5 protein-coding genes are annotated in these 5495 nt (G+C 63.1%); 2 read left to right on the top strand and 3 right to left on the bottom strand.

Annotated features, from left to right (window positions below; all coding sequences use genetic code 11):
• Positions 1-75: 75 nt before the first annotated feature.
• The gene (locus ACW9I6_RS30430; RefSeq protein ID WP_003214625.1) at positions 76-2265 is read right to left on the bottom strand and encodes a patatin-like phospholipase family protein; all 2190 of its coding nucleotides are present in this window, start codon (positions 2263-2265) and stop codon (positions 76-78) included.
• Positions 2266-2348: 83 nt separating this feature from the next.
• Between ACW9I6_RS30430 and ACW9I6_RS30425 the strand changes: the two genes are divergently transcribed.
• Positions 2349-2636: a SelT/SelW/SelH family protein gene (locus tag ACW9I6_RS30425; RefSeq protein ID WP_003214624.1), complete on the top strand. Its 288-nt coding sequence runs from the start codon at positions 2349-2351 to the stop codon at positions 2634-2636.
• Here the strand turns inward: ACW9I6_RS30425 and ACW9I6_RS30420 are convergent.
• Both ACW9I6_RS30420 and ACW9I6_RS30415 read right to left on the bottom strand, forming a co-directional pair.
• The gene (locus tag ACW9I6_RS30420; protein ID WP_457340165.1) at positions 2630-3520 is read right to left on the bottom strand and encodes a DMT family transporter; all 891 of its coding nucleotides are present in this window, start codon (positions 3518-3520) and stop codon (positions 2630-2632) included. The two genes, ACW9I6_RS30425 and ACW9I6_RS30420, sit on opposite strands and share 7 nt — an antisense overlap.
• A 154-nt stretch (positions 3521-3674) precedes the next feature.
• Positions 3675-4466, bottom strand: a complete 792-nt coding sequence (locus ACW9I6_RS30415) for an AraC family transcriptional regulator (protein WP_102606513.1) — start codon at positions 4464-4466, stop codon at positions 3675-3677.
• 133 nt (positions 4467-4599) lie between these two features.
• On the opposite strand from ACW9I6_RS30415, the gene ACW9I6_RS30410 reads away from it, so the two are divergent.
• Positions 4600-5409 carry a UDP-2,3-diacylglucosamine diphosphatase gene (locus tag ACW9I6_RS30410; RefSeq protein ID WP_003214618.1) on the top strand — a complete coding sequence of 270 codons (810 nt, stop codon included), beginning with the start codon at positions 4600-4602 and terminating at the stop codon, positions 5407-5409.
• Positions 5410-5495: the final 86 nt, after the last annotated feature.

Raw genomic sequence — 5495 nt, 5'->3', positions numbered from 1 at the left:
TCAGTGAATATATGTGCTGACTGACACACCGCCTTCGCGAGCAAGCCCGCTCCCACATGGGTTTTGTGGCGTAGATTAGAAGGTTTGCCCCAGGTTCAGGTACACCGCCTGCTGACTGTCATCGTTAAACCCATAACTGAAATTCAACGGCCCCAGCGGCGTATCAAACCCCAGGAAAATACTGGCGGCGTTGATGTACCCGCTGTCGTATTCATTGTCGTTGTTCCAAGCCCGCCCTCGCTCCAGTGACGCGCCCAGGTACAACGGGAAATCCAGCGGCAGATAAGACCGCGGCGTCAGCCGGCGATAGTAGACCGCGCGCATCAGGCTGATGTTCTGCCCGGCAATCGCATCCTCCCGGAAGCCCGACAGCTGCCGCGCGCCCCCCAGCAGGAAGCTGGAAATCACCACGTCCGACTTATCCAGGGTGCGCCCATACCGCCCGCCGAGGATCAGTGTGTCCGGCCCGCTGCTCATGGCCTTGTCCAGCTTGAACTCCCACTGGCGATAGCGCTGGTCCGAACCCAGCCCCGGTTCGAACTCCCGGAAGGCCAGGCCAATGTCTTCGCCGGTATGGGGGAAGTACACGTTGTCGAACGAGTCGAAGGAGTACTTCAGCTCATAGAAACCCTCGCTGAAGTTGATGCTCGGTGAATTCCGGTCGCCAATGCGCACATCCGCCTTGCCCCAGGCCTCGCCGACGCCGAAACGAATCTCGCCGCTGTTGCCGATCTGCCGGCCCACGTTCAGGCCGAAACCGTAGCGTTCCAGGCGGTATTCGGAGATCGGGTTATTGTCTTCAATCAGTTCGACGTTCTGCGCCTGGGCACTGATATAGGGCGCGACGAAGTAGCGTGAACCGGTGTCCATCGGCTGATAGAACTCGCTGTACAGCTCCTGCTTGTCCCCGATCTGCACCCGCGTCAGCCATTCGGCGCCGAGGCGGTTGATGCCGTTCATGCGGTAGCTGGCGCCGAGGTTGAATGCGCTGTCGCCGCGCATGTCATCCGACAGGTTCAGGCCCAGGCGCAGGTAGTCGGTGCCGCTGCGTTTGCCCCGGGCACTGATGACCAGGGTGTTGTCCTTGCCCTTTTTCACCACGCGGTATTGCACCTGTTCGAAGTAATCCAGGCCGTACAGAGTGCCCATGTCGGTTTGCAGGCGGGCCAGGTCCAGGGGCTCGCCGAGGTTCTGGCGGATGTAGTAGCGGATCACCTCGTCGCCCACCTTGGAGTCGTTCTCTACCTTGATCGCGGTGATCACCGGGTTGCGCTCGCCGGGCGTTCGCGCGGCCACCAGCGACGGGTCCACCGGTTCGGCCGGGCGCAGGTGCGCCAGGCGCACGTCGAGTGCGCGGGTGGCGCGGTAGCCCGCGTCGATCATGTCCTTGGCGCGCCCGAAATCCGTCACCCCGTAGGCGGCCAGGGGCGGCTGGATCAGCACGTCGCGGGGCGCCAAGGCCTTGAGTTGTTCTTCGGAATTGCGCCGGGTCATCAGGGTGATGGACTGGTTGAGCACGTCCACCACGGTGTTGAGTTGCTTGCGTGAGCGCAGCGGGGTGCCGATGTCGACGACGATGGCGATGTCGACCCCCATTTCCCGCGCCACATCCAGCGGGATGTTATCGGTCATGCCGCCGTCCACCAGCAGCCGGCCATCCAGTTCCACCGGGGCAAACACCGCCGGGATCGACATGCTGGCGCGGATCACCTGGGGCAGGTGGCCTTTGCGGAACACCACTTTTTCACCACTGGTGATGTCGGTGGCCACGGCGCGAAAGGGGATCGGCAGCTTGTCGAAATCCCGCACGTTACTGGTGTGGGCGAACATGCTTTCCAGCAGCAAGGCCAGGTTCTGACCCTGGATCACCCCCAGTGGCAGGCCGAGGCTGCCGTCGTCGCGGAAGCTGAGTTTCTGTTTGACCAGGAAATCCCGGTCATCCTGCTTGCGCCGGAATGGCACGTCTTCCCGCGGTGGCGCGTCAGACAGGGCGAGCTTCCAGTCGATGTTCAGCGCGAGTTTTTCCAGCTCGTCGATCTTGTAGCCCGAGGCATACAGCCCGCCGATCACTGCACCCATGCTGGTGCCGGCAATCGCATCGATGTGGATGCCCTGTTCTTCCAGGGCCTTGAGCACGCCAATGTGCGCCAGGCCACGGGCGGCACCGCCGGAGAGCACCAGGCCGATCTTCGGGCGCGGGTTTTCGACGGCTTGGACGAGGACAGGGAACAGGCACAGCAACAGGCAGGACAACAGGCGGCGCATCATCAATCTCAAGGCAGGACGATAAAGGCCGGTATTATAGCCACTCGATCCTTTCAACCCGCCAAGCAGGAGCCAGTCAATTCATGTCAGCGGCCAAGCCCGAGATTGTCATCACCTATTGCACCCAGTGTCAGTGGCTGCTGCGCGCCGCCTGGCTGGCCCAGGAACTGCTGAGCACGTTCGCCGATGACCTCGGCAAAGTGGCCCTGGAGCCGGCCACCGGCGGTGCGTTTCGGATTACCTGCGACGGTGTGCAGATCTGGGAACGCAAGGCCGACGGTGGCTTCCCGGAAGCCAAGGTGCTCAAGCAACGGGTACGTGACCAGATCGACCCGCAACGGGACCTGGGGCATAACGACCGTACTCAGTGAGCCTCGGCCGTGGTCGCCGGCTGCTTGGCCGGTTTGGCGCCGCCCATCAGGCCGGACACTACGATGGCGACGATGATCAGCGCGCCGCCCATCAGCATGCGCAAGGTTGGCGTTTCAGCAAACAGCAGCCAGGCCGCGGTGATGCCGTACACCGGCTCCATGGCAAACACCACCGCCGCCGTGCGCGCCTTGAGCACCGCGAGGCTGGCGACAAACAGGCTATGGGCCAGGCCGGTGCAGAACACCCCGAGCAGGCCGATCCACAGCCAGTCCAGTGGTCGCACTTCGGCCAGCCCGGGCGCGGCGACGGGCAACAGGCACAGCGCTACCACCACGTTCTGGCACAAGGCGGCCTGTACCGGCGGGATGCGCCCACTGGCGCGGTTGTTCAGCGACAGCAGCGAGAACAACAAGCCGGAGCCGACCGCCCACAACAAGCCGCTGGTGGCCTGGCTGGCGAGATTGAAATCCGGCGTGACCAGCACCAGGCCGATGCTCACCAGCACCACCAGCAGGATCTCGTTGGCGCGAATCCGCTCGCGGAAAATCAAGCCTTCGAGAATCACCGTGAACGCCGGGAAGGTGGCGAAGCCCAGGGTGGCGATGGCCACACCGGCGACCTTTACCGCAATAAAGAAACTCACCCAATGCCCGGCCAGCAGCAGGCCGCTGACCAGCAGGCGGCGCCAGTCGCGGGCTTGCAGCTTCTGCCAGGGCGTGTTGCTGGCAAAGCGCGCAAAGATCGCCAGGGCAATGACCGCGAACGCGGCGCGGCCGAACACGATAATCGCCGGCGAAGCGGCCGCCAGTTTGCCGAACACACCAGTGAGGCCAAACATCAATGCGCCGATATGCAGGGCGCCGAGGGCTGTGCGGGGAGTCATTGCGATCCTTAAACGACGGGTTTACAGGATCGCAGTCTAGAGGGTTGCAGGCATTCGCGTCTGTCGTTGGGCTCGCGGCTTTTGTCGCAGGACTCTTGCTTGGTGAAGATCCCTGTGGGAGCTGGCTTGCCTGCGATGCAGACAACTCGGTCGTTCAGATAGCGCGCGGTGATGCTATCGCAGGCAAGCCAGCTCCTACACCGGGCGGTGCTCGTCTGAAGGCTCGGGGCGAGAGGCCAAACTCGCGCAACATCGCCGCAGCAAATGCACTTTGCGAACCATAGCCCACCCGCGCGGCAATCTCGCCGATCGGCAGCTGGCTGTCGCGCAACAGGCCGCGGGCCATCTGCAAGCGCCGGGTGCGTATGTAGTCCATCGGCGTCTGCCCGCTTTCCGCGATAAATCGTGCATGCAGGCGGGCGACGGACAGGTCGGCGAGCTTCGCCAGATCCGCCACTTGCAGTGGGTGCGCGGCATGCCGCTGGATATGCGCATCGAACGCGGCATAGGGCAGGCGCTTGCCCACCGGCGGCTGCGCAAGGTTGAGGCTGGCCAGCAGCAACACGGCGCCTTGCTGGGCGATCAGCGGGTCGTCCACCGGGCTGCTCGCCAGCCATTGCACCAGTTGGCTTTGGCGATTGTCGAGGGTCAGGTGTGCGCACCGGTCGAGCAAGCGGCGGCTGGCGTCGGCATGCTCGCCCAGGGACTGCGCCAGCCAGTGCTCATCGGGCACGTCCAGCACCAGGCAGCGGCTGCCATCGCGACTGCGGCATGCGTGATGGGCGGAGTAGGGCAGCACCATCACACTGCTGTGCTGCACCTGGCCGCCCCGGCCATCCACCTCGAAGTCCAGGTGCCCGGACAGGCCAAACACCAGCTGTGCATGGTCGTGGCTATGGGCGATAGGCGCATCGGGGTAGTGGCGTAGCGTGAGGTTGGGTCTCATCGCAGTCTCCTGGGCAGGCCCGCAGTTTACATCGCTTCGCCGCCTGTGGGTGCTGTCATCAGACTGACGCAACACTGTCATGGGCTATTAATCCCGTGGGCGCAAGCTCGCGAAAACACCGTGAGGCATGCCCATGACCAGCGCCGAACTCGCCAAACCCAGCCGCAAGCAACGCGTGCGTACCCTGTGGATTTCCGACGTGCATTTGGGCACCCGGGATTGCCAGGCCGAACACCTCTCGCATTTCCTCAAGGGCTACCACGCCGACAAGGTCTACTTGGTGGGCGACATCATCGACGGCTGGAAGCTGCGCAGCGGCATGTATTGGCCCCAGGCCCACACCAACGTGATCCGCCGCCTGCTGACCATGAGCAAGCGCGGCACCGAGGTGATCTACGTCACCGGCAACCACGATGAATTCCTGCGGCGTTATTCGAAGCTGATCCTTGGCAATATCCAGTTGGTGGACGAAGCGGTGCACGTGACTGCCGATGGCCGGCATTTGCTGGTGATCCATGGCGACCAGTTCGACGTGATCACCCGGTACCACCGCTGGCTGGCGTTCCTCGGCGATTCGGCCTACGAATTCACCCTCACGCTCAACCGCTGGTTGAACCACTGGCGGGCGCGCTATGGCTACGGCTATTGGTCGTTGTCGGCGTACCTCAAGCACAAGGTCAAGACGGCGGTGAGCTTTATCAGTGATTTTGAAGAAGCGATCGCCCACGAAGTGACCAAGCGCGAGCTGCATGGCGTGGTGTGCGGGCACATTCACCATGCGGAGATTCGCAAGGTGGGCGAGGTGGACTACCTCAATTGCGGGGATTGGGTGGAGTCGTGCACAGCGCTGATCGAGCACTGGGACGGGCATATCGAGCTGTATCGGTTGGCGGATGCCCAGGCGAAAGAGGCACAGCTCAAGGCCGAGATGGTCGCGGGCTAAGCCTCAAACCCACAGACTCACTCGGTCTAAATGTGGGAGCGGGCTTGCTCGCGAATGCGGTGGGTCAGTCACCAGATAATTCGACT

The sequence above is a fragment of the Pseudomonas sp. SDO5522_S412 genome (assembly GCF_054071215.1).
Note: the sequence above shows the minus strand (reverse complement) of the source record. Positions and strands in the feature narration are given on the sequence as shown.